The organism is Thauera sp. WH-1, from assembly GCF_047806685.1.
Taxonomy (GTDB): Bacteria; Pseudomonadota; Gammaproteobacteria; order Burkholderiales; family Rhodocyclaceae; genus Thauera.
Genome location: NZ_JBLQGP010000002.1, coordinates 174678 through 199181, shown reverse-complemented (window position 1 = coordinate 199181; position 24504 = coordinate 174678). Strand labels below are relative to the sequence as shown.

The 24504-nt window shown below is 68.7% G+C and carries 34 protein-coding genes; 21 read left to right on the top strand and 13 right to left on the bottom strand.

The genetic code is table 11. The features are described from left to right. The first annotated feature begins 235 nt into the window (after positions 1 to 235). The gene (locus ACMV5O_RS03220; RefSeq protein WP_416162128.1) at positions 236 to 847 is read left to right on the top strand and encodes a glutathione S-transferase; all 612 of its coding nucleotides are present in this window, start codon (positions 236 to 238) and stop codon (positions 845 to 847) included. Positions 848 to 944: 97 nt separating this feature from the next. Here the strand turns inward: ACMV5O_RS03220 and ACMV5O_RS03215 are convergent, their stop codons facing one another. The 4 genes from ACMV5O_RS03215 to ACMV5O_RS03200 form a co-directional block, all read right to left on the bottom strand. After that, positions 945 to 1199: a Txe/YoeB family addiction module toxin gene (locus ACMV5O_RS03215; protein WP_324540059.1), complete on the bottom strand. Its 255-nt coding sequence runs from the start codon at positions 1197 to 1199 to the stop codon at positions 945 to 947. Continuing rightward, a complete protein-coding gene (locus tag ACMV5O_RS03210) occupies positions 1189 to 1455 on the bottom strand; it encodes a type II toxin-antitoxin system prevent-host-death family antitoxin (RefSeq protein WP_004361138.1) in 267 nt (88 codons plus the stop codon). The genes ACMV5O_RS03215 and ACMV5O_RS03210 overlap by 11 nt, the downstream gene beginning before the upstream one ends. A gap of 114 nt (positions 1456 to 1569) precedes the next feature. Continuing rightward, a complete protein-coding gene (locus tag ACMV5O_RS03205; RefSeq protein ID WP_416162127.1) occupies positions 1570 to 1998 on the bottom strand; it encodes a putative toxin-antitoxin system toxin component, PIN family in 429 nt (142 codons plus the stop codon). Then, the gene (locus ACMV5O_RS03200) at positions 1995 to 2219 is read right to left on the bottom strand and encodes an AbrB/MazE/SpoVT family DNA-binding domain-containing protein (RefSeq protein ID WP_270069065.1); all 225 of its coding nucleotides are present in this window, start codon (positions 2217 to 2219) and stop codon (positions 1995 to 1997) included. Before ACMV5O_RS03200 ends, ACMV5O_RS03205 begins: the two co-directional genes overlap by 4 nt. Before the next feature lie 285 nt (positions 2220 to 2504). On the opposite strand from ACMV5O_RS03200, the gene ACMV5O_RS03195 reads away from it, so the two are divergent. After that, positions 2505 to 2933, top strand: coding sequence for a pilin (locus ACMV5O_RS03195; protein WP_416162126.1), 429 nt, complete (start codon positions 2505 to 2507; stop codon positions 2931 to 2933). 275 nt (positions 2934 to 3208) lie between these two features. On the opposite strand, the gene ACMV5O_RS03190 is transcribed toward ACMV5O_RS03195, so the two are convergent. The 6 genes from ACMV5O_RS03190 to ACMV5O_RS03165 all read right to left on the bottom strand — a co-directional run bounded on the left by ACMV5O_RS03190 (position 3209) and on the right by ACMV5O_RS03165 (position 6441). After that, complete coding sequence (locus ACMV5O_RS03190) at positions 3209 to 3643, bottom strand: putative toxin-antitoxin system toxin component, PIN family (protein ID WP_416162125.1); 435 nt, start codon at positions 3641 to 3643, stop codon at positions 3209 to 3211. Between the two features lie 124 nt (positions 3644 to 3767). Continuing rightward, complete coding sequence (locus ACMV5O_RS03185) at positions 3768 to 4454, bottom strand: transposase (protein ID WP_416162124.1); 687 nt, start codon at positions 4452 to 4454, stop codon at positions 3768 to 3770. A gap of 548 nt (positions 4455 to 5002) precedes the next feature. Continuing rightward, entirely contained in the window at positions 5003 to 5329 is a 327-nt protein-coding gene (locus ACMV5O_RS03180; RefSeq protein ID WP_416162123.1) for an addiction module antidote protein, read from the bottom strand. Beyond that, the gene (locus tag ACMV5O_RS03175; RefSeq protein WP_416162122.1) at positions 5322 to 5645 is read right to left on the bottom strand and encodes a type II toxin-antitoxin system RelE/ParE family toxin; all 324 of its coding nucleotides are present in this window, start codon (positions 5643 to 5645) and stop codon (positions 5322 to 5324) included. The genes ACMV5O_RS03180 and ACMV5O_RS03175 overlap by 8 nt, the downstream gene beginning before the upstream one ends. Positions 5646 to 5755: 110 nt before the next feature. Continuing rightward, the gene (locus ACMV5O_RS03170; protein ID WP_416162121.1) at positions 5756 to 5923 is read right to left on the bottom strand and encodes a hypothetical protein; all 168 of its coding nucleotides are present in this window, start codon (positions 5921 to 5923) and stop codon (positions 5756 to 5758) included. 98 nt (positions 5924 to 6021) lie between these two features. Next, a complete protein-coding gene (locus ACMV5O_RS03165) occupies positions 6022 to 6441 on the bottom strand; it encodes a transposase (RefSeq protein WP_416162120.1) in 420 nt (139 codons plus the stop codon). A gap of 354 nt (positions 6442 to 6795) precedes the next feature. On the opposite strand from ACMV5O_RS03165, the gene ACMV5O_RS03160 reads away from it, so the two are divergent. The 12 genes from ACMV5O_RS03160 to nusB all read left to right on the top strand — a co-directional run bounded on the left by ACMV5O_RS03160 (position 6796) and on the right by nusB (position 14839). Continuing rightward, entirely contained in the window at positions 6796 to 7260 is a 465-nt protein-coding gene (locus ACMV5O_RS03160) for a ferritin-like domain-containing protein (RefSeq protein ID WP_416162119.1), read from the top strand. Between the two features lie 79 nt (positions 7261 to 7339). After that, positions 7340 to 7588, top strand: a complete 249-nt coding sequence (locus tag ACMV5O_RS03155; RefSeq protein ID WP_416162118.1) for a CDGSH iron-sulfur domain-containing protein — start codon at positions 7340 to 7342, stop codon at positions 7586 to 7588. Positions 7589 to 7743: 155 nt separating this feature from the next. Then, positions 7744 to 8322: a histidine phosphatase family protein gene (locus tag ACMV5O_RS03150; RefSeq protein ID WP_416162117.1), complete on the top strand. Its 579-nt coding sequence runs from the start codon at positions 7744 to 7746 to the stop codon at positions 8320 to 8322. 95 nt (positions 8323 to 8417) lie between these two features. After that, positions 8418 to 8720, top strand: coding sequence for a CopG family ribbon-helix-helix protein (locus ACMV5O_RS03145; RefSeq protein ID WP_416162116.1), 303 nt, complete (start codon positions 8418 to 8420; stop codon positions 8718 to 8720). Further along, positions 8717 to 9007 (top strand): type II toxin-antitoxin system RelE/ParE family toxin, encoded by a 291-nt coding sequence (locus tag ACMV5O_RS03140; RefSeq protein WP_416162115.1) that lies wholly within the window; start codon positions 8717 to 8719, stop codon positions 9005 to 9007. Before ACMV5O_RS03145 ends, ACMV5O_RS03140 begins: the two co-directional genes overlap by 4 nt. Positions 9008 to 9099: 92 nt before the next feature. Further along, entirely contained in the window at positions 9100 to 9456 is a 357-nt protein-coding gene (gene cutA / locus ACMV5O_RS03135) for a divalent-cation tolerance protein CutA (protein ID WP_416162114.1), read from the top strand. Positions 9457 to 9569: 113 nt separating this feature from the next. Next, a complete protein-coding gene (dsbD, locus tag ACMV5O_RS03130; RefSeq protein ID WP_416162113.1) occupies positions 9570 to 11435 on the top strand; it encodes a protein-disulfide reductase DsbD in 1866 nt (621 codons plus the stop codon). A gap of 45 nt (positions 11436 to 11480) precedes the next feature. Continuing rightward, positions 11481 to 11693, top strand: a complete 213-nt coding sequence (locus ACMV5O_RS03125) for an addiction module protein (protein WP_416162112.1) — start codon at positions 11481 to 11483, stop codon at positions 11691 to 11693. A gap of 363 nt (positions 11694 to 12056) precedes the next feature. Further along, entirely contained in the window at positions 12057 to 12671 is a 615-nt protein-coding gene (locus ACMV5O_RS03120) for a riboflavin synthase (protein ID WP_416162111.1), read from the top strand. Between the two features lie 47 nt (positions 12672 to 12718). After that, entirely contained in the window at positions 12719 to 13807 is a 1089-nt protein-coding gene (gene ribBA / locus ACMV5O_RS03115) for a bifunctional 3,4-dihydroxy-2-butanone-4-phosphate synthase/GTP cyclohydrolase II (RefSeq protein WP_416162110.1), read from the top strand. 19 nt (positions 13808 to 13826) lie between these two features. Further along, the gene (ribH, locus tag ACMV5O_RS03110; RefSeq protein WP_416162109.1) at positions 13827 to 14330 is read left to right on the top strand and encodes a 6,7-dimethyl-8-ribityllumazine synthase; all 504 of its coding nucleotides are present in this window, start codon (positions 13827 to 13829) and stop codon (positions 14328 to 14330) included. Further along, the gene (nusB, locus tag ACMV5O_RS03105; RefSeq protein ID WP_416162108.1) at positions 14327 to 14839 is read left to right on the top strand and encodes a transcription antitermination factor NusB; all 513 of its coding nucleotides are present in this window, start codon (positions 14327 to 14329) and stop codon (positions 14837 to 14839) included. The genes ribH and nusB overlap by 4 nt, the downstream gene beginning before the upstream one ends. A 102-nt stretch (positions 14840 to 14941) precedes the next feature. Here nusB and ACMV5O_RS03100 read toward each other — a convergent pair whose 3' ends face one another. Both ACMV5O_RS03100 and ACMV5O_RS03095 read right to left on the bottom strand, forming a co-directional pair. Then, complete coding sequence (locus tag ACMV5O_RS03100) at positions 14942 to 15664, bottom strand: DUF1566 domain-containing protein (RefSeq protein WP_416162107.1); 723 nt, start codon at positions 15662 to 15664, stop codon at positions 14942 to 14944. 35 nt (positions 15665 to 15699) lie between these two features. After that, complete coding sequence (locus ACMV5O_RS03095) at positions 15700 to 16671, bottom strand: META domain-containing protein (protein ID WP_416162106.1); 972 nt, start codon at positions 16669 to 16671, stop codon at positions 15700 to 15702. 146 nt (positions 16672 to 16817) lie between these two features. Between ACMV5O_RS03095 and hypA the strand changes: the two genes are divergently transcribed. From hypA to ACMV5O_RS03060, 7 genes are all read left to right on the top strand, one after another. Then, positions 16818 to 17159 carry a hydrogenase maturation nickel metallochaperone HypA gene (gene hypA, locus ACMV5O_RS03090; RefSeq protein WP_416162105.1) on the top strand — a complete coding sequence of 114 codons (342 nt, stop codon included), beginning with the start codon at positions 16818 to 16820 and terminating at the stop codon, positions 17157 to 17159. Positions 17160 to 17182: 23 nt separating this feature from the next. Further along, positions 17183 to 18148 (top strand): hydrogenase nickel incorporation protein HypB, encoded by a 966-nt coding sequence (gene hypB, locus ACMV5O_RS03085; protein ID WP_416162104.1) that lies wholly within the window; start codon positions 17183 to 17185, stop codon positions 18146 to 18148. A 46-nt stretch (positions 18149 to 18194) separates the two neighbouring features. Further along, positions 18195 to 19478: a carbamoyltransferase HypF gene (locus tag ACMV5O_RS03080; RefSeq protein WP_416162103.1), complete on the top strand. Its 1284-nt coding sequence runs from the start codon at positions 18195 to 18197 to the stop codon at positions 19476 to 19478. 2 nt (positions 19479 to 19480) lie between these two features. Next, entirely contained in the window at positions 19481 to 19747 is a 267-nt protein-coding gene (locus tag ACMV5O_RS03075; protein WP_416162102.1) for a HypC/HybG/HupF family hydrogenase formation chaperone, read from the top strand. 11 nt (positions 19748 to 19758) lie between these two features. After that, a complete protein-coding gene (hypD, locus tag ACMV5O_RS03070) occupies positions 19759 to 20928 on the top strand; it encodes a hydrogenase formation protein HypD (protein WP_416162101.1) in 1170 nt (389 codons plus the stop codon). A 46-nt stretch (positions 20929 to 20974) separates the two neighbouring features. Beyond that, a complete protein-coding gene (gene hypE, locus ACMV5O_RS03065) occupies positions 20975 to 22036 on the top strand; it encodes a hydrogenase expression/formation protein HypE (RefSeq protein WP_416162100.1) in 1062 nt (353 codons plus the stop codon). A 99-nt stretch (positions 22037 to 22135) separates the two neighbouring features. Continuing rightward, entirely contained in the window at positions 22136 to 22738 is a 603-nt protein-coding gene (locus tag ACMV5O_RS03060; protein ID WP_416162099.1) for a cysteine hydrolase family protein, read from the top strand. Between the two features lie 49 nt (positions 22739 to 22787). On the opposite strand, the gene ACMV5O_RS03055 is transcribed toward ACMV5O_RS03060, so the two are convergent. Next, positions 22788 to 24302, bottom strand: a complete 1515-nt coding sequence (locus ACMV5O_RS03055; protein WP_416162098.1) for a CoA-acylating methylmalonate-semialdehyde dehydrogenase — start codon at positions 24300 to 24302, stop codon at positions 22788 to 22790. Between the last annotated feature and the right edge of the window lie 202 nt (positions 24303 to 24504).

The following is a 24504-nucleotide window of genomic DNA, read 5'->3' as shown; positions in this document are numbered from 1 at the left end:
TGGCAGGGCCACGCCATCGCGGACGGCCGCTGCGCCGCCAGACCGGGCCGGACGCGAAGCCGCGCATCTCGCCGATTATGCCGTGGGCGGCTCTGCGCGCACTGGCAAATCTCACGCCCGCGCGCGAGAGGCGCCAGCGCGCGCAGCCTGGCGCGACGGCCCCACGATTTCCCTAATTCTGCCGACGGGGCGCGCGGCGTATGGTGCAGACACGTTCCCGGGAGCCCACACCGCCATGAAACTGCTCGCCTCGCTGACCAGTCCCTACACGCGCAAGATCCGCATCGTGCTCGCCGAGAAGGCGCTGCCCTTCGAACTCGTGGTCGACTCGCCGTGGGAGGCCAACACCCGCATCCCCGAGGTCAATCCGCTGGGCAAGGTGCCGGTGCTGATCGCCGACAGCGGCGAGACCTTCTACGACTCGCCGGTCATCGCCGGCTACCTCGAGACGCTGGGCGCCGCCCCCGCGCTGCTGCCTGCCGACGCGCTCGATGCGGTGCGCGTGCGCCAGACCGAGGCCCTGGCCGACGGCGTGACCGATGCCGCCGTCACCGCCCTGCTCGAATCGCGCCGCCCCGACGGCGAGCGCAGCGCACGCGAGATCAGCCGCCAGAAAGACAAGATCGACCGCGGCCTGGCCGAGCTCGAGCGCCGCCTCGACGACCGCCACTGGTTCAACGGCGGCGCCATGCAGCTGGGCGACATCGCCGCCGCGGTCGCGCTCGCCTACCTCGACCTGCGCTTCCCCGACCTCGACTGGCGCGCACGCCACCCGGGGCTGGTGCCGTTCGCGGACCGGCTGTTCGAGCGCGACAGCTTCAAGGGCACGCAGCCGCCGGCGGGGTGAGCGGTGAAGGGCCTGGCCCCAGCTCCCACAAACACGCACGGTAGCTGTGCAGCGGGTGGGGTGAGCAGATGAAAACGCTCAGTCCCCTCAGCCCTTGTCAGTAATGATCCCGACACTGCGCGATCAGCAAGACCTCCCCTTCAACCGCATACACCAACCGATGCCGGTCATCGATGCGGCGCGACCAGAACCCCGCTAGCTGGTGCTTCAACGGCTCGGGCTTGCCGATGCCCGTGAAGGGATGCCGGCGGATGTCCTCGATCAGCGTATTGATCCGCTTGAGCTGCTTGCGGTCGGTCTCGTGCCAGTAGAGGTAGTCCTCCCAGGCGTGATCCGAGAACCTAGGCTGCATCGTCGGTCTCGATCAGCGCGCGCGGCTCGCCACCGCCTGCGCGCAACTGCTCCACGGATTCCATCAGGCGCTTCGCACCCTTCGGCGAACGCAGCAGATACGCCGTCTCTTCGAGCGCGTTGTAATCGTCCAGCGACATGATCACCACCGGTTTGCCGCGCTGCGTCGTCACCAGCACCGGCGCGCGGTCCTCGTTGACGCTGCGCATCACCTGCGCAAGGTGCGTGCGGGTGTAGCTGTAGGTCAGGGCTTCCATCATGTGCTCCAAGTTAAACTTTGTACAAACTTTAGCACAACCCTCACGCGCTCGCACCCCCGGGGCGGCGCGAGCGCGTGAGCAGATGAAAGAGCTGACCGCGGGATCTCCCTTCTACCCCCGCCCCTTCAACCACTCCGAAAACTCCGCCACCGTCAGGATCGGAGTCGGGAAATCCGGCTTGACTGCATGAAGGTCGCCGTCCCCGCTGACAAGCGCGTCGGCATCGGCGGCAAGGGCCAGCGCCAGGAAGATCCGATCGTCGGGGTCCCGAATATCCGGCAGCCCGTCAGGCGGCGTCTCGATGCCGACGGTCTCGACATGAGGCAGGAACTCGGCCAGCAGCGCCTCCTGCTCGTCGCGCGCCAGCTTGAACTTCGGGTAGTTGAGCACACGCAACAGCTCGCCGACCGTGTCGCGACTCGCCAGCGGCACACTGCGCCCACCCTGCCAGGCCTCGCGCAGCCAGGCGAAGCGGCCGCGGGAAAAGATCAATGCCGACACCAGGCAGTTCGTGTCGAGCACGACGCGCGGCGGCGTCACGCGCGTTTTCTCGCCCAGGCAATCGCATCCTCGACGTCATCCTGCGTGATGCCGAGCGCCTCGAGCTTCGCCCGCACGGCATCGGCTTGCTGCAGCCGGACCGGCGTCAGCACGATCTTTCCGTCCTGGACCGTGACGTCGTAGTAATCGGCCTCGCCCACGCGCTGAACGATGGCCTTGGGCAAGGTGACCTGGTTCTTGCTCGTCCGCTTGGCCAACATGATCGCCCCCGAAAAGTAATGAAGTAAGGAATTTCATTTTAGCTACTTCGCGGCGGGAAAGCACTGATGCGGTTCGAAGGCGGCGCCCATGCCACGCAAAGGGGCCAGCACACCCCTTTGTCACATGTTGACAATCCGTTCCGGGCGGCTTGTCAAATTCCGCCCCGGAATCGTGTCAAGTCGGCGGCACTGCGTCACGGAAAGGCGGAGTTCCGGCGCTGGCACGGGGATTGCTGATGGGTAGGCAAGCGGATTTCCCGCGGTTTCCCATCCAGGAGAACTGAAATGAAGAAGATGCAACAAGGCTTCACGCTGATCGAACTGATGATCGTGGTGGCGATTATTGGCATTTTGGCGGCGATTGCTATCCCGCAATATCAGGACTACGTAACTCGTGCGCGCTGGGCTGAGAACAATACCGCAATTGCGCCCCTGAAGCTCGCCGTTGCAGAGTGTGCGCAACTCAACTCTGGTGACAAGGCGGCTTGTGACACGTTAGCAGAGCTCACTACGCACACTGGTTACGCTGCCTTGCCAACCCCTGCGAACGGAACGGTTACTCTCACGGCAACGACCGCAGCGATCGTTGTGACCGGCAACGCTGCAGTTGGAAGTTGCGTGGTCACTTGGACACCGACCGTGAATGCGAATGCCGTAGCTTGGGCTGGAGTTACTAGTGGCACTGACTGCTCCAAGTCTAAGACTGGAGTCTAATAGAGCGGAGAAATAGAGAAAAATAGGGGACAGACCCCAATTTCCCACCTGACCTAGTCTCACCCAAAGCCCGCCGCGGGGAAAAAATAGGGGACAGACCCCAATTTCCCACCTAACCTAGCCTCACCCCAAAGCCCGCTGCGCTCACGCCCGGCGGGCTTTTCCTTGGTGCGCTTCCGCTACTCCGACTCGAACACGTCCCTGCGCGCCGGCACGTCCAGAGGGAAATAGCGCAGAAATAGGGGACAGACCCCAATTTCCGCCCCGCGCCGGCGCTACACGCCCCCGTGCCGACGCCAGAACTCGGCGGGCGTGAGGATGGGGTAGGCGTTTGCCAGGGCGAGCAGGTCCTCGTCGCCGGTGATCAGGTAGTCGAGGCTACCTGCGCGCATGCCTGCCAGCAGGGTGCCGAGCAGGGGCTGGTCGTTGTCGTCACGCAAGGCTTCGTCGGCAACCAGCTCCGGGTCGACGAGTTCGGCCTGGATCGACAGGATGTCCACGAGGTCGTCTATTTCACGGCTGGAGAGGCCGTGGCGGGCGGATAGCCGTGGCAGGACGCGGCGCAGTTCTTCGAGGATGAAGGTCGACAAAACCACGTCGACCGAACCGTGCCGCCAGGCGGCGACGATGCGGCCCGGCACGCTCCCCGGGTAGGCCAGGCCGGACAACAGCACATTGGTGTCGAGAACGACACGCAGGGCGGACGGCACGCTCAGTCCGCCGTCCGCTACTTGCTGGGAAACAGGGGACAGACCCCAATTTCCCACCTGACCCAGCCTCACCCCGAAGCCCGCCGCGCTCACGCCCGGCGGGCGTTTCCTTGCTGCGCTTCCGCTACTCCGACTCGAACAAGTCCCTGCTCGCCGGCACGTCCGGATGTTTCGGCGGGCGCCCCGCCCTGCCCGGCGTTACGCGGCGGCCGAGCGCGCTCGCAAGCTGGGCAGCAAAGCGATCGTTTCCGAGCGCGTAGTTGCCGTTGGTCGCCGCGCGGATCTGGTCCACTTCGCCGGGCGCCAGGGCGTTCTGAAAGAGCGCGCGGTAACGCTCGGCGCGAGCCCGGGGATCGGGAGCGAGGGCGGTGAAGACGGCATGCGGCTGGATCAGTTCGTCCGCTTCGCCCTGCGCGTTTCCGCGGTAGCTCGACCAGCGGTAGGCGCCCGGGTGATCGACCATGCCGGCCCGCACGGGGTTGAGTTCGATGTAGCGCATGCAAGTCAGCAGATAGCGATCGTGCTGCACCAGGCACGAGCGATACCGCCCTTCCCACAGGGTGCCGCTGCGCGCGTAGACACGGTTGACGTACTGCACGTAGCGCTGACCGAGCGCCTTCATCATGTCGCCGACACCGCCCGCGTCGTGTGCGCTGAGCAGCAGATGGACGTGGTTCGTCATCAGCACATAGGCATGGATGCTGCAGCCCGTATCCCGGGATGCGTCCCCCAGCCACTCCAGGTAGCAGCGGTAATCGTCGTCGGAAAAGAAGCAGGCCTGACGATTGTTGCCGCGCTGGATGACATGCATGGGAACACCAGGAAGGAACAGACGTGCGCGTCGAGGCATGGTGGTCGGCGAAGGAGGTGAATGATGCGAAAAGCATACTCCGCGCGATCGATCAATGCTGCGATGTTGGGGCAGCGCCGAAAATAATCGTGGTCTGTCCCCTACTTCCGGGCTCGTCACCGCCGACGTACTCGTCGATGCGGCCCGCGCACTCCAGCATGTGGGCAAGTTAGACCTTGTCGGCCTCGAGACTCGGCTTCATGCGGCAAGGATCACAATGGCTGCGCCTCATTAAGGATGCGATCGCGCATCAGCGGGTGAAGCGACTTCTCGGTCACCACGTCCAGAGGGAAATAGGGGACAGACCCCAATTTCCCACCTAACCTAGCCTCAACCCAAAGCCCGCTGCGCTCACGCCCGGCGGGCTTTTCCTTGGTGCGCTTCCGCTACTCCGACTCGAACACGTCCCTGCGCGCCGGCACGTCCAGAGGGAAATAGGGAACGGACCCCAATTTCCCTCCTAGCCTGCAGAAGGGAATGGGGCAAAGCCCCCGATTCACCCTTGCTGGTCAGGCGTGGGCGTGATGTTGCCCGTGGTGCTTCAGCGGCTGAACCGCCAGACGCATGCCCATGGCTTTGAGGATCGCCGACAGGGTCTTGAGTTCAGGATTGCCCTTTTCGGAAAGGGTCCGATACAGGGTGTGGGCATTCACATCCGCCTGACGTGCCACCTCCTGCACACCGCCGAACGTTTTGCTCAGGGTACGCAAAGCCAGCATCAGGTCGGTCTCGTCGCCGTCTTCCAGCACAGAATTGAGATACTCGGCGGCCAGCTCAGGGTCCTTGCGGAACATTTCGACTGTCGCTTCCTCGTGAGTTCGATGTTTCTTAGCCATTTCGCCTCTCCCAGTCCTTCAACAACTTCACCGCACGCTCGATGTCGCGGCTCTGCGACTTCTTGTCGCCGCCACTGGTCAACATGATCACCATGTTGCCCACATGGGCGTAGTACACGCGATACCCAGCACCGATATCGACCTTGAGTTCCCAGACACCATCGCGCAACGGCTTGCAGTCGCCAAACAGACCCACTTCCATACGGGCAACACGTCTGATGATCGCCACTTTGGCGACACGGTCATGCAACGCGTCAAGCCAGTCTTGGTACAGATCGTTCTCGGCCTCGTCGAGGTAGTGGATGATCTCGTGCATGCCCATTTTAGCCTTAAAGCGAAGATAAGAAATAGAAGAAATAGGGACAGACCCCAGTTTCCAAAGCCCGCCGCGCTCATGCCCGGTGGGCTTTCCTTGCTGCGCTGCCGCTACTCCGAGTCGAACAAGTCCCCGCTCGCCGGCACGTCCCACTGTTTCGGCGGACGCCCCGCCCTGCCCGGCGTGACGCGGCGGTTAAGCGCGCTTGCAAGCTGCGCGGCAAAGCGATCGTTGCCGAGCGCATAGTTACCGTTGGTCGCCGCGCGGATCTGATCCACTTCGCCGGGCTCCACGGCGCTATGAAAGAGCCTGCGGTAACGCTCGGCGCGCACTCTCGGGTCGGCACCGAGCGCGGTGAAGACGTCATGCGGCCGGATCAGTTCGTCCGCTTCACCTGCGCGTTGCAGGGGTAGCTCGACCCGCGGTAGGCGCCGGGCTGATCCACCATGCCGGCCCGCACCGGGTTGAGTTCGATATAGCGCATGCAACTCAGCAGATAGAGGTCGTACTGAATGAGGCACGAGCGATACCGCCCCTCCCACAGGGTACCGCTGCGCGCGTAGACGCGATTGACGTGCTGCACGTAGCGCTGACCGAGCGCCTTCATCATTCCGCCGACACCGCCCCCGTCGTGTGCGCTCAGCAGCAGATGGACATGATTCGTCATCAGCACATACGCATGGATGCTGCAGCCCATGTCCCGCGAGGCATGACCGAGCCACTCGAGGTAGCAGCGGTAATCGTCGTCGGAAAAGAAGCAGGCCTGGCGATTGTTGCCGCGCTGGATGACGTGCATGGGAATACCGGGGAGGAACAAACGTACGCGCCGGGGCATGGTGATCAGCGGAGGGGACAAATAATGCGTAAAGCATACTCTCAACAACCTATCGATGCTGAGATGCCTGAATCGGGGGAGAAGATAATCGTGGTCTGTCCCCTATTTCCCCTATTTCCCCTCACCCGAGCGTCTCCACCCCGAACGGCCCGAACGCCGGATCGCGCGTCACGAGCACCAACCTTTCCAACTCGGTTGGCGGGGCTTGCACGACCTCGGGCGTCCGCCCACTTGCAGACAGCATGGCGTCGACTACAGTGACAGGACCGGCACGCAGCGCCCTGCCGGTCTCGTACAACGACAACGGAGACAGTCATGGCAGAGCTCGACAAGGACGCCGCAGTCGGCGTCCTCAACCGCATTCTCGAGGCGGAACTGGCGGGCGTGGTGCGCTATACGCATTACGCCTTTCTCGTCTTCGGCTTCGGCCGCATCCCCATCGTGTCCTGGCTCAACGCCCAGGCCGACGAGTCGCTGCTGCACGCGCGCCAGGCCGGCGAGTGGATCACCACGCTCGGCGCCTATCCCTCGCTCGCGATCGGGCCGCTGCTCGACTCGCACCAGCACGACGTCGGCGCGATCCTGCGCGAATCGCTGGAGACCGAGTCCCAGGCGCTCGGCCTGTACCGCGAACTGCTGGCGCTGGTGGAGGGGCGTTCGGTGGCGCTCGAGGAGTACGCACGCCAGATGATCCATGCCGAAGAACTGCACCTCGCCGACGTCGACAAGATGCTGCGCAAACCGGGCGAGCTGCGGGCCTTCTCCCCGCACGCGATCTAGGCGGCGCGACTGGCCTGCACCCGTGGCCGCGCGCCAGGCCGGCGTGGCACACGCCCCCCACCCGATCGGAGACCGGACCATGACCGACAGACCCGAGCCCCACATCGCCCAGAAAGGCCCCTATGCCGTCGAGGTGGAGGCGGGCAAGAAGTACTTCTGGTGCGCCTGTGGCCGCAGCAAGAACCAGCCCTTCTGCGACGGCTCGCACAAGGGCACCGGCTTTGCGCCCACCGCCTTCACTGCCGAGCAGGCCGGCACCGTCTTCCTGTGCGGCTGCAAGCACACCGCCAACGCCCCGTACTGCGACGGCACGCACAAGTCGGTGTGAAGGCGCAGGGGGTGAGGCCGCGGCGCTACGCGGGTTCCTGCTCGCCTTCGATGGCATCGCCGGCGGCGCGTTCGCGGCCCGTCCACCGCGCTGGCACTTCCGCCCTGCAGGATGGTCTGTTTGCAGTCCCTGCCCCTTCCTGACCGTGCCTGCTCATGAGACCGCTGCTCCTCGTCCTGGCCCTGCTCCTTCCCCTTTCGCCCACCGCCGCCCATGCGGATGCGTCGGCGCAGGAGGCCGCGCTGTGGGCGGCGCTGCGCGAGGGCGGGCATGTGGCGCTGATGCGCCACGCGCTGGCGCCGGGTACCGGCGACCCACCGGGCTTTCGCGTGGATGACTGCACTACCCAGCGCAACCTGTCGGCCGCGGGGCGCGCCCAGGCGCGGGCGATCGGTGCGCGCTTCCGCGCCAACGGCATCGCGGCGGCGGCGGTGTTCTCCAGCCAGTGGTGCCGCTGCCTGGACACCGCCCGCGCGCTGTCGCTGGGCGAGGTCATCCCTTTCGCCGGGCTCAACTCCTTCTTCGGCCGGCGCGGCGAAGAGGCGGATCAGACCCGCGCCGCCCGCGCCCTGATCGCCGAGCAGTCCGAGGCCGGCACGCCGCTGGTGCTGGTGACGCATCAGGTCAACATCACCGCGCTGACGGGTGTGTTCCCGGCCTCGGGCGAGCTCATCGTGATGCGCGTGGAGGGCGATGCGCTGAGCCTGGCGGGACGGATCGCGACCTCGCCTTGAGGACCACCCTCGGCGCGAAGCCTCAGCCTGGCGCCGCGCCCACGCACGCAGCCTGGCGCGGTAGTAAGATATCAACACCACGACAGGAGCGAGCCATGCCCAATCTCTCGGTGAAACTCGACGAAGACACGCGTCAGCGACTGCTGCGACAGGCCGATCGACAGGGCGTGAGCGCCCACGCGCTGATGGTAAGGGCGATCGGGGCCGAACTGGACCGCGCCGAAGCGCAGGGTGCATTCATGGCGCGCGCCCTTGCGGCGCGGGAGCGCGTGGAGGCTGGCGGCGAGGTGCTGGACGGCGCCGAGTTCGCGGCCTACCTGCGCGGCCGTGTGCGCGGCGAGGCCGTCGAGCGCCCGACCGCGCGCGAACTTCTCGCCTTCCGCAAGTCGCCTGCATGACGCGCTGGCTCCTCACGCCGGAAGCGGCAGAGGATCTGGAACGGTTCGCGGACTTTCTCGCCAGGCACGACCCGGCGAACGCCGCCCGCACGCTCGACCTGATCCTCGACGCTTTCGAGGTGCTCACACGTCATCCGCGCATCGGACGACCGCTGCCCGATGGGCTGCGCGAATTGGTGATTTCCCATGGCCGGACCGGTTACGTGGCCTTGTACAGCCATGACGAGACGGCCGATCTGGCACTCGTGCTCGCCGTCCGGCATCAGCGCGAAGAGGATTACCACTGAGCGACCGCCACTGAGCGTCCCGCTTGATCCTGCGCAGATCAAGGACAGCCGGTTTCTGCAAGAATGCCGGCGTTTCCCCATTGCCGACGACGATGAGCGCAAGCCCCACGGCGGACGAGAGCACGCGCGTGCTGCTCGTCCTCACCAACCTGCCCGACCACGACACCGCCGCCGCGCTGGCCACGGCGCTGGTGGAAGCCCGGCTGGTCGCCTGCGCCAATGTGCTGGCGCCGTGCACCTCGGTGTATCGCTGGCAGGGTGAAATCGAGACCGCGCCGGAAGTGCCGCTGCTGCTGAAGACGACCGTGGCGCGCTATGCGGCGCTCGAGGCCGCCATCCGCGCCCGCCACCCCTACGAACTTCCCGAGATCGTGGCGGTCCCTGTGGAGCGCGGCCTCGATGCCTACCTCGCGTGGGTCGGTGCGGAAACCCGGCCGGTCTCATCGTGAGGCGCGGATCCGGGCCCGCACGCCGCGATGTCGCCGCCACGACTGCCGCATACGCCATGAATGCCGCGCCTGGCCCCGCCACGCGCTTCCGCACACTTTCCCGATTCGTCTCGATGTCCGTCACCGCCCTCTCGCCCCACGCCCTGCACCGCCTGATCGGCCTCTTCGCCCTGTTGGCGAGCCTCGTTGCGAGTGTGCTCACGCTCGCCCCCGCCGCCCACGCCAACCCGATCGCGCCCGAGAAGGCCTTCGCGATGCGCGCCCAGGCGCTCGATGCGCAGACGGTGGAGGTGATCTTCAGCGTCACCAAGGACTATTACCTCTACGGTGACAAGTTCCGCTTCGAGGCCGAGCCGGATTCGGTGCAGTTCGGCACGCCCGACAAACCCGCCGGCAAGCGGCACAAGGACGACTTCTTCGGCGAGGTGGAGACCCACCGCGGCGAGCTGCGCATCCTGCTGCCGGTGCAGGCGCCGGAAGGCCTCACCCGCTTCGAGCTCTTCGTCACCAGCCAGGGCTGCTGGGACGGCGGCATCTGCTACCCGCCCACCACGCAACAGGCCACCATCGACCTGAGCGCCCCGCCGACCGGGCGCAGCGGCGGCTTCCTCGACAGCGTGCTGGGCGGCACTGCACCGGGCGCCGCCTCGGGGTCGGGCGCGACCGCTTCATCCACTAGCAGCGTCTCCAGCGACGAGACCGGCGACATCGCCCGCCTGCTGTCGGGTGCCAGCGTGCCGCTGATCCTGCTGAGCTTCTTCGGCTTCGGCCTGCTGCTCGCCTTCACCCCCTGCACCTTCCCGATGATCCCCATCCTGTCGGGCATCATCGTCGGCCAGGGGCACAAGGTGTCGCACATGCGCGCCTTCGTGCTGTCGCTCGCCTACGTGCTGGGCATGGCGGCGACCTACGCGCTGGCGGGCGTCGCCGCCGGCCTTTCGGGCACGATGCTGACCGCCGCCCTGCAGAACGTGTGGGTGCTGAGCGCCTTCGCGCTGCTGTTCGTGCTGCTGTCGCTGTCGATGTTCGGCTTCTACGAGCTTCAGCTGCCCACCGCGCTGCAGAGCCGGCTCGCCACCACCGCCAGCCACGGCAAAGGCGGCAGCGTCGGCGGCGTGACCGTGATGGGCGTGCTGTCGGCGCTGATCGTCGGCCCCTGCGTCGCCGCGCCGCTGGCCGGCGCCCTGCTCTACATCGCCCAGACCGGCGATGCGGTGCTGGGCGGCTGGGCGCTGTTCGTCATGGGCCTGGGCATGGGCGCGCCACTGCTGGCGGTGGGCGTGGCCTCGCGCAGCCTGCTGCCCAAGGTCGGGCCGTGGATGGAAGGCGTCAAGAAGGCCTTCGGCGTGATGCTGCTGGCCGTCGCCCTGTGGATGATCACCCCGGTGATCCCGCCGCTGGCGATGATGCTGGGCTGGGCGGCGCTGCTGCTGTTCGCGGCCATCTTCCTGCACGCCATCGATCCGCTGCCGCACAACGCCCGCGGCTGGCAGCGCTTCTGGAAGGGGGTGGGCGTGGTGCTGCTGCTCGCCGGCGCAGCGATCCTGGTGGGTGCGCTCGCCGGCTCGCGCGACCCGCTGCAGCCCTTGTCGATCCTGCGCACCCAAGGCGCAGCGCCGGTCAATGTGCCGCAGTTCGAGAAGGTGGACTCCATCGCCGAGCTGGACGCGCGCCTGGCCAGCACCGACCGCCCGGTGATGCTCGACTTCTATGCCGACTGGTGCGTGTCGTGCAAGGAGATGGAGCGCTTCACCTTCAGCGACGCGCGCGTGGCCGAGCGCATGGGCCAGATGCTGCTGCTCAAGGCCGACGTCACCGCCAATAACGACGAGCACAAGGCGCTGCTCAAGCGCTTCGGCCTGTTCGGCCCGCCGGGCATCATCTTCTTCGACGCCGCGGGCGAGGAGCGCGCGGGCCTGCGCGTGGTGGGCTTCATGAAGGCGGAGCCGTTCGCGACGGTGCTGGATCGGGCGCTGTGATCTAGACTTTCACAGACGAACACGAACATACCGGGTCACGATGCAATGAACACGCTGACACACGAACTCGCGGACAAGGCTCGCAAGCTGAAGCCTGAAGAGCGCTTCGCGCTGGTCGAAGAAATCCTCAACAGCCTCGACCATCCGGATCCAGCCATCGAGCGGCAGTGGCAGGAAGAGGCCGCCCGGCGCCTGGCGGCCTATCGCTCGGGCCGGGTCGTGGGCGTGCCCGCCGAAGACGTCCTTGGGCCGCTTTGATGCGTGTACTGTTCTCGCCCGAGGCGCGAGAGGAGTTCGAAGATGCATTCGCCTACTACGAAAGGCAGCAACAAGGCCTCGGGCAAAGGCTCCGCCACGATACCCGGCAGTCATTGCAGCGCATCAGGAAGTAGCCACTTTCTTGTGCGGTCGAAACAGGCGACATCCGCCGCTTGTTGCTGACACGCTTCCCCTACAAGGTCCTGTACTCGGTCGAGGCGGATCACCTCTACGTGATCGCTTTCGCGCATCAGCACCGTGCTCCGGAATACTGGACCGAACGCAGCGAGTGATCGGCCTTCGGGAACAAGCCCGGCTTTTTCCCCTACAATCCTGCCTTTCCCCTTTCGGTTCAAACCCTTCATGTTCTCCGGCATCGTCGCGGCCGTCGGCCGCATCGAACACATCGAGCGGCTCGCGGACGGCATCCGCCTCACCGTCGACACCAACGGGCTGGACCTGGCCGACGTCATCGTCGGCGACAGCATCGCGCACAGCGGCGTGTGCCTGACCGTGGTCGAGATGAACGGCGCCAGGCTCAAGTACGACGTCTCGCGCGAGACGCTCAACTGCACCGTAGGCCTGGATGCCGTGGGCAAGGAGGTGAATCTGGAAAAGGCGCTGCGCCTGGCCGACCGCCTCGGCGGTCACCTGGTCACCGGCCACGTCGATGGCGTCGGCGAGGTGGTGAGCTTCGCGCCCATCGGCGAGAGCCACGAGCTGGTGATCCGCGCCCCGGCGGCGATCGCCGGCTACATCGCGCAGAAGGGCTCGATCACCGTCAATGGCGTGAGCCTGACGGTGAACCGCGTCGAGGGGCGCGACTTCTGGATCAACCTGATCCCGCACACGGTGGCGATGACCAACCTCAAGCACCTCGCCGCCGGCAGCCGGGTCAACCTCGAGATCGACCTCATCGCACGCTACGTCGAGCGCATGCTCGCCTGGCGCACCGAAGAAGCCGCCCGCCGGGCTTGAACCCCGACCATCGCATGCGTCGCAAGCACGCCAACAAAGGACACAGCATGAGCGCACTGGCGCCGATTACCGACATCATCGCCGACATCAAGGCCGGCAGGATGGTCATTCTGGTCGACGAGGAAGACCGCGAGAACGAGGGCGATCTCGTGATGGCGGCCGAATTCGTCACCCCCGAGGCGATCAACTTCATGGCCAAGCACGGCCGCGGCCTGATCTGCCTGACGCTCACCGACGAACGCTGCCGCCAGCTCGGCCTACAGCAGATGGTGCGCGACAACCGCACCCCGCACGGCACGGCGTTCACGGTGTCGATCGAGGCCGCCACCGGCGTCACCACCGGCATCTCGGCGCACGACCGCGCGCGTACGGTGCAGGTCGCCGTCGGCCGCCACGCCAGGCCGGAGGACATCGTCACCCCCGGCCACATCTTCCCGCTCACCGCGCAGAAAGGCGGCGTGCTGATCCGCGCCGGCCACACCGAAGCCGGCTGCGACCTCGCCCAGCTCGCCGGTCTGGAGCCCGCCTCGGTGATCTGCGAGATCCTGAAGGACGACGGCACCATGGCGCGCCTGCCCGACCTGATCGAGTTCGGCAAGCAACACGACCTCAAGATCGGCGCCATCCGCGACCTGATCGAATACCGCGCCGCCACCGAGCACCTGGTCGAGAAGGTGAGCGAAAAGGACGTCGACACCGCCCACGGCAGCTTCCGCCTGTCGGCCTTCGAGGACAAGACCTCGGGCGACGTGCATTTTGCGCTGTCGCGCGGCGACATCACCCCCGAGCGCGAGACCCTGGTGCGGGTGCACGAGCCGATCTCGGTGGTCGACTTCCTCGACCCGGCGAGCGGCCGTCACAGCTTCCCGGTGAATGACTCGCTGGCCACCCTCGCGGCCGCCGAAGCCGGCGTGATCGTGCTGCTCTACCGCCCGATGTCGGGCCGCGAGCTGCTCGCCAACCTCAACGGCACCCAGGACCGCCCGGTGAAGTGGGACGCGCGCCTGTTCGGCGTCGGCGCCCAGATCCTGCGCGCACTCAAGGTCGGCAAGATGCGCCTGCTCGCCAGCCCGCGCAAGATTCCGAGCATGACCGGCTTCGGGCTCGAGATCACCGGCTTCGTCGACAAGAACTGACCGAACAGCAGAGAACAGCATGCAACGCAACCAACCCGAAAACGCCCGCCAGGGCGCCCGCTACGACGGCATCGACGAGATCGACCCCAACTTCAATGGTGCCGGCGTGCGCGTCGGCATCGTCATGGCGCGCTTCAACCTCGACATCTGCGAGGGTCTGCTGTCGGCCTGCACCGACGAGCTGCTGCAGCTGGGCGTGGCCAAGGGCGACATCCGCATCGTCACCGTGCCGGGCGCGCTCGAGATCCCGCTGGTGCTGCAGACCATGGCCAGGAGCGGCCGCTACGACGCGCTGGTGGCGCTCGGCGCAGTGATCCGCGGCGAGACCTATCACTTCGAGCTCGTCTCCAACGAGATGGGCGCCGGCGTGACCCGCGTCGGCCTCGACACCGGCCTGCCGATCGCCAATGGCGTGCTGACGACCGAGGACGATGACCAGGCGATCTCGCGCATGCGCGAGAAGGGCGCCGACTGCGCCCGCGCCGCGGTCGAGATGGTCAACCTGCTGAAGGTGGTGCGATGAGCGACGCCGAGCACAACGCGCCGGCCGAAGGCGCGGGCAGTCCCGCTGCCGGTCCCAACCCGACCAGCAAGATGGCGCGCCGCCGCGCGCGCGAGATGGCGCTGCAGGGCGTGTACCAGTGGCTGCTGTCGGGCAACTCGATGGCCACCGTGCAGCGCCATCTGGAGTCCGAGAGCGAGAGCCTGGAGCGCACCGACCGCGAGCTCTTCGTCACCCTGCTGCGCGGTGCGATCGGCAGCGCCGACGAACTGCGCGCCTCGTTCGAGCCGCTACTGTCGCGCCCGCTGGCCGAGCTGTCGCCGATCGAGCACGCGATCCTGCTGCTCGGCAGCTACGAGCTGCGCCACAACCTCGACACCCCCTACCGGGTGGTGATCAACGAGTCGATCGAGCTCGCCAAGGGCTACGGCGGCACCGACGGCCACAAGTTCGTCAACGGCGTGATGGACAAGCTCGCCGCGCGCCTGCGCCCGGAAGAGGTCGAGGCCGCACGCGCCGCCAGGCGCTGAGACAGGACCCGCACACCGCATCCCCACCGACGCGTACAAGATCGAGGCGCCGCCCTGGCAACAGGTGCGGCGCCTTTTCTTGCAAGGGTGCTTCGCGTTTGCCTATTGGCTGGCGCGCAGGGTGCCGCGCACCAGGCGCGCGTGGGTGTAGTCGGTGTGGGTGCCGATACCGGTCGCGCCGCTGCCGAAGGCCACGCCCCAGGATGCGTAGCCATAGCGCTCGTGCGGCGTCGAGGTCCAGAAGTTGCCTGCCGGCGTGTCCGGGAAGGCCGCCGTGAGCAGCGTGGGCTTGCCGTAGTCGCCCGCGCAGCTGCCGCCGTAGCCTTCCGCATTCACCGTGTTGCGCCGGCCGCTGCTGCAATACACCAGGGTCAGCAGCTCGGGCTGGGTCGGCAGGCGCCAATCGGCATGGCCGGCGAACTCGAAGCCCTCGGCCGCGCGCAGTGCATGCGTCCAGCTGAACAGCTTGGCCTCGCCCTGGCAGCGCCCCTCGCTCCAGCTCTGACCCAGGCTGCACTGCATCCAGGTGAGACCGGTCTCGGTGTCGGTCACGGTGCCGTCGCCGGGAATCAGGTAGCGCGCCAGCAAGGCCTGCTCACGCGCATCCAGCGCCGCCTGCGCGGCCTGGCGTGCGGCCTCGCGTTCAGCCGCCTGCTCCGGGCTCAGCACCGGCGCAGGCGGGGCTTCGCTGGCGGGCGGCTTGTACTCGCAGCTGGCCAGCAGGCCGACAAGGAGCAGCGAACCGGCGAGGCGTGACAAGGCCTGGGGTGTCAGGGCAAGGCGAAAGAGGGAGACAGGGCTCGACAAGGTGTTACGCAAGGGCATCGTTGTTCCAGCTCGGGTTTCAGTGGCGCCGCGCATCAGCGACGGGCTCGCATCACGACGGCGTCGCCTGCATACAGCAGCAGCGCGCCCTGCTCGTCGACGCCAAAGCGGGTGACGCGCTCGATCGTGGCATGAAAGCGCGCCTCCTCGTCCATCGCGGCGGGGGCGCAGGCCATCTTGGTGCTGGCGAACGGCCCCAGGCGCAGGCCCTCGCCCGACAGCACATAGCTGCCGTTGTAGCGATTGCAGGCGGCCAGGCCGCCGGCGCGGCCATCGGTGCCGAAGGCGAGCGTGACGCGCTGCGGGTCGCTCACCGCGCGGCCGTCGATGTCGACCACCTGCCACGGCTCGCCCTGCAGCAGGCTGGCGGGCTCGCCGCCGCAGCCGCGCAGCACGCGGTCCTGCCAGCGCACCTCGACCGTGTTGGGATGGTGCATGGCGCTCATGCTGTCGACGCAGAGCCGGTCGAAGACCAGCACGCTCAGCTCGCCGCCCGCCGACATCGCCTGATAGCTGCGCGCCCCGGCGGCATCGATGACCAGCGGGCTGGGCGCAAACACCCGGGTCTCGCCGTAATCCATGCTCAGGTTCAGCCCCGCCGCGGTCACGTCCAGGCGCCAGCCGGGCTCGTTGCCGACCGCGCGGAACAAGGGCTTGTCGGCCACCAGCCGGCATTCCGGCTGGGCGACGCCGGCGAGCTCGAACATCGCCGCATCGCCCTTGCTCCAGAAGGTGGTCGATTCGTCATCGACGGCGACCAGCTTCGCCCCCGAGGCGCTACGCTCGGGGCGCATCGTGAAGTTGCGCTCGCCCACGCTCAGCGTCGCCAGCTCGCCGAAATGGCGCAGGCTCAGCACTTGCTCGCCACAGCGGTATTGCAGCGCCGGCTGCGGATCGAGCTCGAGCACCGTGCGCGGGGCGTCGGCCGGGTCGGTCGCCATGCCGAGCATCGCGCACCCGCCCAGCAGGTGGGCGATCACCGCGAGCTGAAGATAAGGTCGGGCCATGGGGTAAACTCCGTTCTGCGAGGCCTGCGCAACGAGCCCACCGCGGGCTCCGGCACTGCATCACAGCAGGCGCGGCCGGGCTGCAGGTGCCTGATCACGCTTTTTTTGACCCGCGGACTTTAGCATGCCCATGCGGCCCCACCACCATGCATGAACTGTCGCTCGCCGAAGGCATCCTGGAGATCGTCGAACAGACGGCGGCGGCCGAGAAGGCCCGCAAGGTGCGCAGAATCGTGCTCGAAATCGGCGAGCTGGCTGCGGTCGAGGCCGATGCGCTGCGCTTCTGCCTCGATACGGTGCTGACGGGCTCGGTCGCCGATGGGGCGGCGCTCGACATCATCGACGTCGCCGGTCGTGGGCGCTGCAGCCATTGCGGGGCGGAAGCGGCGATGGCCGAGCGCCATGCGCCCTGCCCGCAGTGCGCGCACTACGGGCTCGAAGTCGTCGCCGGCGACCGGATGCGGGTGCAGGCCATCGAGATCGAGTAGGACCAGGCAGACAGGAGCAGAGGATGTGCGGCATGTGTGGCTGTGGCGGCGGGGAGACGCGGATCGGTTCGGTGTTCGGCGGCGGTCGCGGCCGTGCCGCGCCCAGGCCTGACGCGAGCGCGCCGCACGCCTGGCGCCCGGCGCGCACGACGAGCCCGGACGGCGCGGACAGCGCGGACGGTGCCCGCAGCGCGCCAGCGCCTGCGCGGACAGACGTCGGCACGGCACAGGCGCGCGCAGCCAGCGCCTGCCTCGCCCACCCGCGCGTCGACACCGCAGCCGAGGCGCCGAGCACCGCCCAGCTGCTGCGCATCGAACGCGACATCCTGGGCAAGAACGACCGCATCGCCGCCGCCAACCGCGCCTGGCTGGCCGCGCGCCGCATCTTCGCGCTCAACCTGATGTCCAGCCCCGGCTCGGGCAAGACCTCGCTGCTGGTGCGCACCCTCGAGACGCTGGCCGGCCGCATCGCCGCCGCGGTGATCGAGGGCGACCAGCAGACCGAGTTCGACGCCGAGCGCATCCGCGCCACCGGTGTGCCGGCGCTGCAGATCAACACCGGCAAGGGCTGCCACCTCGATGCCGACATGGTGGCGCGCGCCCTGCCGCGCCTGCCCCTGGCCGAGGGCGGCCTGCTGCTGGTCGAGAACGTCGGCAACCTGGTGTGCCCGGCCGCCTTCGACCTCGGCGAGACGCACAAGGTGGTGATCCTGTCGGTCACCGAGGGCGAGGACAAGCCGCTCAAGTACCCCGACATGTTCGCCGCCGCCGACCTGATGCTGCTCAACAAGACCGACCTGCTGCCCTACCTGCGCTTCGACGTCGACCGCGCGCTCGACTATGCGCGCCGGGTCAACCCGAAGCTGCAGGTGATCCTGACTTCCGCTACCCAGGGCGAAGGCATGGACGCCTGGCTGGACTGGATCGAGCGCGGCCTCGCCGCCGCGCGTGCCGCGGCACCAGCGGCCACGGCGAGCACTGGCGCATGAGCGCCCGTGTTCCTTGCAGGACGCATTGCCCGGTGAGTGCTGGCCGATGAGCCTTGCCGCTGCTGCCCACGTCGCGCCCGCCGCCCCCCACGCCCTGCAGCCGCTGCGCTGGCCGGGGGATGGGCCGGGCCCCAGCTGCCCCATCCTCGCCCTCGGCGCCTGGTTCAAGAACGCCCCCTGCCTGCTCGGCAGCGCAGGCGCGCTGTTCAGCCCCAACCTCGGCGACCTCGATACGCCGCAGGCCTGCCGCGCCCTCGAGCCCGCAGTCGCGGCCCTGCTCGCGGCCGCACCGGACGGCCCGCAGGCCGTCGCCCACGACCTGCACCCGGACTTCCACTCCACGCGGGTCGCGCTCGCCACCGCCGCCCGGCTGGGCGTGCCGGCGCTCGGCGTGCAGCACCATCACGCCCATGTCGGCGCCGTGCTGGCCGAGCATGGCCGCTTCGATGCCCGGCCGGTGCTCGGCCTGGCGCTCGACGGCATCGGCCTCGGCAGCGACGGCCAGGCCTGGGGCGGCGAGCTGTTGCGCGTCGCCGGCGCGCACTACGAGCGCCTCGGCCATCTGCGCCCGCTGCGCCTGGCCGGCGGCGACCGCGCCGCGCGCGAGCCCTGGCGCATGGCGGCGGCCCTGCTGCATGCCTGCGGCCGCGGCGGTGACATCGCCCGGCGCTTTGCCCGCCAGCCGGCGGCCGCCATGCTGGCGCAGGTGCTGGCGCGCCCTGCGCTGAGCCCGCTCACTTCCAGCCTCGGCCGCCAGTTCGACGCCGCCGCCGGCCTGCTCGGGGTGTGCGAAGTCATGCAGGCCGATGCCGAGGCGGCAATCGCCCTCGAGACGCTGGCGCGCGCCCACGGCGCGGCAGAAGCCTTGAACGCAGGCTGGCGGATCCTCGCGCCGGAGGCTGCCCGCGCAGTGGGTGCCGGCGCCCGGACAGTGCAGCCCGCGCCGACCCCTGCCGCCGGACAGACCACCCCGAAAACGGGTGCGAGCAGCGGTGAAGCGCACCCCCTGCTGCAGCTCGACCTCCACCCGCTGCTGCTGCATCTGGCGGATATGACCGAGCCCGCCCGCGGCGCCGCCCTGTTCCATGCCACCCTCGCCGCGGCGCTGATCGAGTGGGTCGCGCTCGCCGCCGACGGCCAGCCCGGCGCCAGCGTGGTGCTCTCCGGTGGCTGCATGCACAACCGCATCCTGTCGGCGGCGCTCGAAGCCGGCCTCGCGGCGCGCGGCTTCGAAGTACTCTGCGCGCGCCGCCTGTCGCCCGGCGACGGCGGTATCGCGCTCGGCCAGGCCTGGGTGGCCTGGCACCAACTCGCTCGCAAGGATTCCTGAACATGTGTCTCGCCATCCCCGCCCTGGTCGTCGAACTGCTCGCGGGCGACGCCTGCCGCGTCGAGCTCGGCGGCATCCGCAAGGAGGTGTCGCTGGCCCTGGTCGATGGCGTGGCCGTCGGCGACTACGTGATCGTGCATGTCGGCTACGCACTGACCCGCCTCGACCCCGACGAGGCGGCCGAAACCCTGGCCCTGCTCGCCGCTGCCGGCGAGCGGGCGCCGGCGGACGACAGCGTGGCCACGCCGCCACCGGGGGCCCGGCCATGAGCGGGGCCGGCATGAAGTACATCGACGAATTCCGCGACCCGCAGCTCGCCGCCGGCCTGGCGCGGGCGATCGCGCGTGAGGCGCGCGCGCAGCGCGACTACGCCTTCATGGAGTTCTGCGGCGGCCACACCCACGCCATCTCGCGCTACGGCGTCACCGACCTGCTGCCGGCAAACCTGCGCATGATCCACGGCCCCGGCTGCCCGGTGTGCGTGCTACCGATCGGCCGCATCGACATGGCGATCGACCTCGCGCTGGCGCGACCGGAAGTCATCCTCTGCACCTATGGCGACTGCCTGCGCGTGCCGGCCTCCGCCGGGCTGTCGCTGCACAAGGCCAAGGCGCAGGGCGCGGATGTGCGCATGGTGTATTCGGCGGCCGATGCGCTGGCGCTGGCGCAGCGCGAGCCGGGGCGCGAGGTGGTGTTCTTCGCCATCGGCTTCGAGACCACCACGCCGCCCACCGCTGTGCTGATCCGCCAGGCGCAGGCGCTGCAGCTCGACAACTTCAGCGTGATCTGCAACCACGTGCTGACGCCGCCGGCGATCGACGCCCTGCTGTCGACCGCCGCGCAGGGCGCGGGCGACGCCCCGCGCCTGGACGGCATCCTGGGCCCCGCCCACGTGTCCACCGTGATCGGCAGCGCGCCCTACGAGTTCGTCGCCGAGCGCCACCACACGCCGGTCGTCATCGCCGGCTTCGAGCCGCTCGACGTCATGCAGGCCATCCTGATGCTGGTGCGCCAGGTCAATGAAGGGCGCAGCGCGGTCGAGAACGAATTCACCCGCGCCGTCAGCCGCGACGGCAACCGCAAGGCCCAGGCCTTGATGGCCGAGGTCTTCGAGCCGCGCGAGGCCTTCGAATGGCGCGGCCTGGGCAGCCTGCCGCGCTCCGCGCTGCGCATCCGTCCCGCCTACGCGCGCTGGGATGCGGAAGCCAAGTTCGGCCTCGAGGACCGCCCGGTGGCCGACCACAAGGCCTGCGAATGCGCCGCCATCCTGCGCGGCGCCAGACGCCCGACCGACTGCGCCCTGTTCGCCACCGCGTGCACGCCGCAGACCCCGCTCGGCGCCTGCATGGTGTCCTCCGAGGGCGCCTGCGCCGCGCACTTCACCTACGGCCGCTTCCGCGATTCCGTGGCGCAGGCGCCCGGCGGCACGAGCACGGCGGCGACGGCATGAGCCACCCATCCCACAACGCCATCCGATCCAGCACCGTGAGAAGCCGATGAACGCCGTCAAACCCGCCTACCTCCGCCCGCTCGAGCTCAAGCGCGGCCGCGTCGATCTCGGATTCGGCGCCGGCGGCCAGGCCATGGCGCAACTGATCACCGAACTGTTCGCGCGCGCCTTCGCCAACGACTTCCTGGCCCGCGGCGACGATGGCGCGGTGCTGCCCGCGCCGGCCGCGGGCGAACGCCTGGTGATGGCGACCGACGCCCATGTGGTGAGTCCGCTGTTCTTTCCCGGCGGCGACATCGGCAGCCTCGCCGTGCATGGCACGATCAACGACCTCGCGGTGATGGGCGCGCGCCCGCTCTACCTGGCGGCGAGCTTCATCCTCGAGGAGGGCTTCGCCCTCGCCGAGCTGGTACGCATCGTGGATTCGATGGCAGCGGCCTCGCGCGCGGCCGGGGTGCCGGTGGTGACCGGCGACACCAAGGTCGTCGAGCGCGGCAAGGGCGATGGCGTGTTCATCACCACCACCGGCATCGGCGCCCTGCTGGCCGGGCGCGATCCGGGCGGCGCGCGGGCGCGCCCGGGCGATGCGATCCTGGTGTCGGGCACGCTCGGCGACCACGGCATGGCGATCATGGCGCAGCGCGAGGCACTCGCCTTCGAGTCCGAGCTCCGCTCGGACAGCGCCGCGCTGCATGGCCTGGTCGAGGCGCTGTACGCGGCGGTCGAGCCGGCGGCGATCCATGTGCTGCGCGACCCCACGCGTGGCGGCCTGGCCAGCACGCTCAACGAGATCGCCGGCCAGTCGGGCGTCGGCATGGTGCTCGACGAGGCCGCAATCCCGCTGTCGCCGGCGGTACAGGCCGCCTGCGAGCTGCTCGGCCTGGATGCACTGAACGTCGCCAACGAAGGCAAGCTGGTGCTGGTGTGCGCGCCGCAGGCGGCCGAGGTCTTGCTGGCGGCGATGCACGCCCATCCGCTCGGACGGCAGGCGGCGCGCATCGGCGAGGTCTGCGCCGACCCCCAGCATTTCGTGCAGCTGCGCACCCGCCTCGGCGGACGGCGGATGGTGGACTGGCTGGCCGGCGAGGCGCTGCCGCGGATCTGCTGACGCGGCCGGCCGTCCAGCGCGGAAGGGCTTGTTTTGCGCAGCGCGACGGCCACCTGTAGCATGCCGCAATCGTTGCACAAGACCACGAGGAGACTGTTCATGAGCACTGCATCCACCACCCTGCGCCAGCTGTCCGGCCTGCCCGCCGCACCGGCCCCCCTGTCCGAATCGGCGCTGGTGATCGTCGACGCCCAGAACACCTACCGCAGCGGCGTCATGCAGCTGAGCGGCGTCGAGCCGGCGCTGGACGAGTGCGCACGGCTGCTGGCGCGTGCGCGTGCGCTGAAGGTGCCGGTGGTGCATATCCAGCACGACGCCGGCCCCGGTTCGCCCTATGACCCGAGCGCCGAATGCGGCGCGATCGCCGACAAGGTGGCGCCGGCCACCGATGAGGCGGTAGTGGTGAAGAACTACCCGAACGCCTTCGTCGGCACCGACCTCGACGCGCGCCTGAAGGCCGCAGGGGTGAAGAACCTGGTGGTGACAGGCTTCATGACCCACATGTGCATCAACTCCACCGCACGCGGCGCCTTCAACCTCGGCTATGCGGTGAGCGTGCCGGCCGCGGCCACCGCGACCCGTGCGCTGCCCGCGCCCGACGGCAGTGTGGTCGAGGCGGGCGCCCTGCAATCGGCCGCGCTGGCTGCGCTGGCCGACCTGTTCGCGGTGGTGGTGGCGGACGGCGCGGCGATTCCGGACTGATCCCGGCGCCGCCGCGCGGGCGGCACCCGCCGCTGCCCGCGCCTGCGCCTCAGCCGTTGACCGGCATCACGAACTGCGGCCCGCGCACCTCGCCCTCGGGCCAGCGCTGCATGACGCTCTTGTAGCGCGTGTAGAAGCGCACGCCCTCCTCGCCGTAGGCGTGGTGGTCACCGAACAGGCTCTGCTTCCAGCCGCCGAAGGAATGCCAGGCCATCGGCACCGGAATCGGCACGTTGATGCCGACCATGCCGACCTGGATGCGCTGCGCGAAGGCCTGCGCGACACCGCCGTTGCGGGTGTAGCAGGACACCCCATTGCCGAAGGCGTGCTCGTTCACCAGCGCCACCGCCTCGTCCAGGCTATCGACGCGTACCACGCACAGCACCGGCCCGAAGATCTCCTCGCGGTAGATCTTCATCTGCGGCCCGACCTCGTCGAACAGCGTGGCGCCGACAAAGAAGCCCTGCTCGCGCCCCGGCACAACCAGGCCGCGGCCATCGAGCACCAGGCGCGCGCCCTCGTCGACGCCACTGGCGATGTAGCCCTCGATGCGCGCCCTGGCCTCGGCGCTGACCACCGGCCCCATGTCCGCGCCCGGCGCCTCACCGTCATCCACCCTCAAGGCCTGCGCCCGCACCCTGATGCGCTCGACCAGCGGGTCGCCGATGTGGCCCACCGCCACCGCCACCGAGATCGCCATGCAGCGCTCGCCCGCCGAGCCGTAGGCGGCGCCGATGAGCGCGTCGGCGGCCTGGTCGAGGTCGGCATCGGGCATCACCACCAGATGGTTCTTGGCGCCAGCCAGGGCCTGTGCGCGCTTGCCGTGGCGCGCCGCGGTCTCGTAGATGTGGCGGGCGATCGGTGTCGAGCCGACGAAGCTCACCGCAGCGACGTCGGGATGGACGAGCAGCGCATCGACCGCCTCGCGGTCGCCCTGCAGCACGTTGAACACGCCGTCGGGCAGGCCGGCCTCGGCGAACAGTTCGGCGATCAGCAGCGAGGGCGAGGGATCGCGCTCGGAGGGCTTGAGGATGAAGGCGTTGCCGCAGGCGATCGCCAGCGGCGCCATCCACATCGGCACCATGAAGGGGAAGTTGAAGGGCGTGATGCCGGCCGTGACGCCGAGCGGCATGCGCTGACTCCAGTTGACGATGCCGCCGCCGACGTTGTCCGAGTACTGGCCCTTGAGCAGCTGCGGCGCAGCGCAGGCGAACTCGATCACCTCCAGGCCGCGATGCACCTCGCCCTTGGCATCGGGAAAGGTCTTGCCATGCTCGCGCGTGATCAACCGGGCGAGTTCGTCGGTATGGCGCTCGACCAGCTCCTTCATGCGGAACAGCACGCGCGCGCGGCGCTGCGGCGCGGTGTCGCCCCAGGCCGGCTGGGCCTGTGCCGCCGAGGCGACCGCGGCGTCCACCTCGGCGGCCGAGGCCAGTGCGACGCGGCGCGCCACGCTGCCGAGCGCGGGATCGAAGACGTCGGCCTCGCGGCCGCTGCGACCGGGCTGCAGGCGACCGTCGATCCAGTGGCTAACGGTGGCAGACGGGGTGGAAGTGTGGATCATGCTGGGCTCCTCGGCAGGCGCGGTGGTCGGGCGAAGACCATGATTGAAAACCGGAACGGGCCCTGCCGTCCATCGCCGGCGCACGACCGCTGCCCTCCCGGAAACCCCTCTTTACAACTCATTACCCCCCGATACAGCCGCCGCGCCGCCCCTGGCCTATCTTGACAGGGCGCCGCCAGAGCGCATCGGGCCGTCGCGGCGC

Coding starts and splice junctions, on each gene's coding strand:
- ACMV5O_RS03220 (WP_416162128.1), top strand. CDS start 236: ATGAAACTGCTCGCCTCGCTGACCAGTCCCTACACGCGCAAGATCCGC.
- ACMV5O_RS03215 (WP_324540059.1), bottom strand. CDS start 1,199: ATGCAGCCTAGGTTCTCGGATCACGCCTGGGAGGACTACCTCTACTGG.
- ACMV5O_RS03210 (WP_004361138.1), bottom strand. CDS start 1,455: ATGGAAGCCCTGACCTACAGCTACACCCGCACGCACCTTGCGCAGGTG.
- ACMV5O_RS03200 (WP_270069065.1), bottom strand. CDS start 2,219: ATGTTGGCCAAGCGGACGAGCAAGAACCAGGTCACCTTGCCCAAGGCC.
- ACMV5O_RS03195 (WP_416162126.1), top strand. CDS start 2,505: ATGAAGAAGATGCAACAAGGCTTCACGCTGATCGAACTGATGATCGTG.
- ACMV5O_RS03185 (WP_416162124.1), bottom strand. CDS start 4,454: ATGCATGTCATCCAGCGCGGCAACAATCGTCAGGCCTGCTTCTTTTCC.
- ACMV5O_RS03180 (WP_416162123.1), bottom strand. CDS start 5,329: ATGGCTAAGAAACATCGAACTCACGAGGAAGCGACAGTCGAAATGTTC.
- ACMV5O_RS03175 (WP_416162122.1), bottom strand. CDS start 5,645: ATGCACGAGATCATCCACTACCTCGACGAGGCCGAGAACGATCTGTAC.
- ACMV5O_RS03165 (WP_416162120.1), bottom strand. CDS start 6,441: ATGCACGTCATCCAGCGCGGCAACAATCGCCAGGCCTGCTTCTTTTCC.
- ACMV5O_RS03160 (WP_416162119.1), top strand. CDS start 6,796: ATGGCAGAGCTCGACAAGGACGCCGCAGTCGGCGTCCTCAACCGCATT.
- ACMV5O_RS03155 (WP_416162118.1), top strand. CDS start 7,340: ATGACCGACAGACCCGAGCCCCACATCGCCCAGAAAGGCCCCTATGCC.
- ACMV5O_RS03150 (WP_416162117.1), top strand. CDS start 7,744: ATGAGACCGCTGCTCCTCGTCCTGGCCCTGCTCCTTCCCCTTTCGCCC.
- ACMV5O_RS03145 (WP_416162116.1), top strand. CDS start 8,418: ATGCCCAATCTCTCGGTGAAACTCGACGAAGACACGCGTCAGCGACTG.
- ACMV5O_RS03140 (WP_416162115.1), top strand. CDS start 8,717: ATGACGCGCTGGCTCCTCACGCCGGAAGCGGCAGAGGATCTGGAACGG.
- cutA (WP_416162114.1), top strand. CDS start 9,100: ATGAGCGCAAGCCCCACGGCGGACGAGAGCACGCGCGTGCTGCTCGTC.
- dsbD (WP_416162113.1), top strand. CDS start 9,570: ATGTCCGTCACCGCCCTCTCGCCCCACGCCCTGCACCGCCTGATCGGC.
- ACMV5O_RS03125 (WP_416162112.1), top strand. CDS start 11,481: ATGAACACGCTGACACACGAACTCGCGGACAAGGCTCGCAAGCTGAAG.
- ACMV5O_RS03120 (WP_416162111.1), top strand. CDS start 12,057: ATGTTCTCCGGCATCGTCGCGGCCGTCGGCCGCATCGAACACATCGAG.
- ribBA (WP_416162110.1), top strand. CDS start 12,719: ATGAGCGCACTGGCGCCGATTACCGACATCATCGCCGACATCAAGGCC.
- ribH (WP_416162109.1), top strand. CDS start 13,827: ATGCAACGCAACCAACCCGAAAACGCCCGCCAGGGCGCCCGCTACGAC.
- nusB (WP_416162108.1), top strand. CDS start 14,327: ATGAGCGACGCCGAGCACAACGCGCCGGCCGAAGGCGCGGGCAGTCCC.
- ACMV5O_RS03100 (WP_416162107.1), bottom strand. CDS start 15,664: ATGCCCTTGCGTAACACCTTGTCGAGCCCTGTCTCCCTCTTTCGCCTT.
- ACMV5O_RS03095 (WP_416162106.1), bottom strand. CDS start 16,671: ATGGCCCGACCTTATCTTCAGCTCGCGGTGATCGCCCACCTGCTGGGC.
- hypA (WP_416162105.1), top strand. CDS start 16,818: ATGCATGAACTGTCGCTCGCCGAAGGCATCCTGGAGATCGTCGAACAG.
- hypB (WP_416162104.1), top strand. CDS start 17,183: ATGTGCGGCATGTGTGGCTGTGGCGGCGGGGAGACGCGGATCGGTTCG.
- ACMV5O_RS03080 (WP_416162103.1), top strand. CDS start 18,195: ATGAGCCTTGCCGCTGCTGCCCACGTCGCGCCCGCCGCCCCCCACGCC.
- ACMV5O_RS03075 (WP_416162102.1), top strand. CDS start 19,481: ATGTGTCTCGCCATCCCCGCCCTGGTCGTCGAACTGCTCGCGGGCGAC.
- hypD (WP_416162101.1), top strand. CDS start 19,759: ATGAAGTACATCGACGAATTCCGCGACCCGCAGCTCGCCGCCGGCCTG.
- hypE (WP_416162100.1), top strand. CDS start 20,975: ATGAACGCCGTCAAACCCGCCTACCTCCGCCCGCTCGAGCTCAAGCGC.
- ACMV5O_RS03060 (WP_416162099.1), top strand. CDS start 22,136: ATGAGCACTGCATCCACCACCCTGCGCCAGCTGTCCGGCCTGCCCGCC.
- ACMV5O_RS03055 (WP_416162098.1), bottom strand. CDS start 24,302: ATGATCCACACTTCCACCCCGTCTGCCACCGTTAGCCACTGGATCGAC.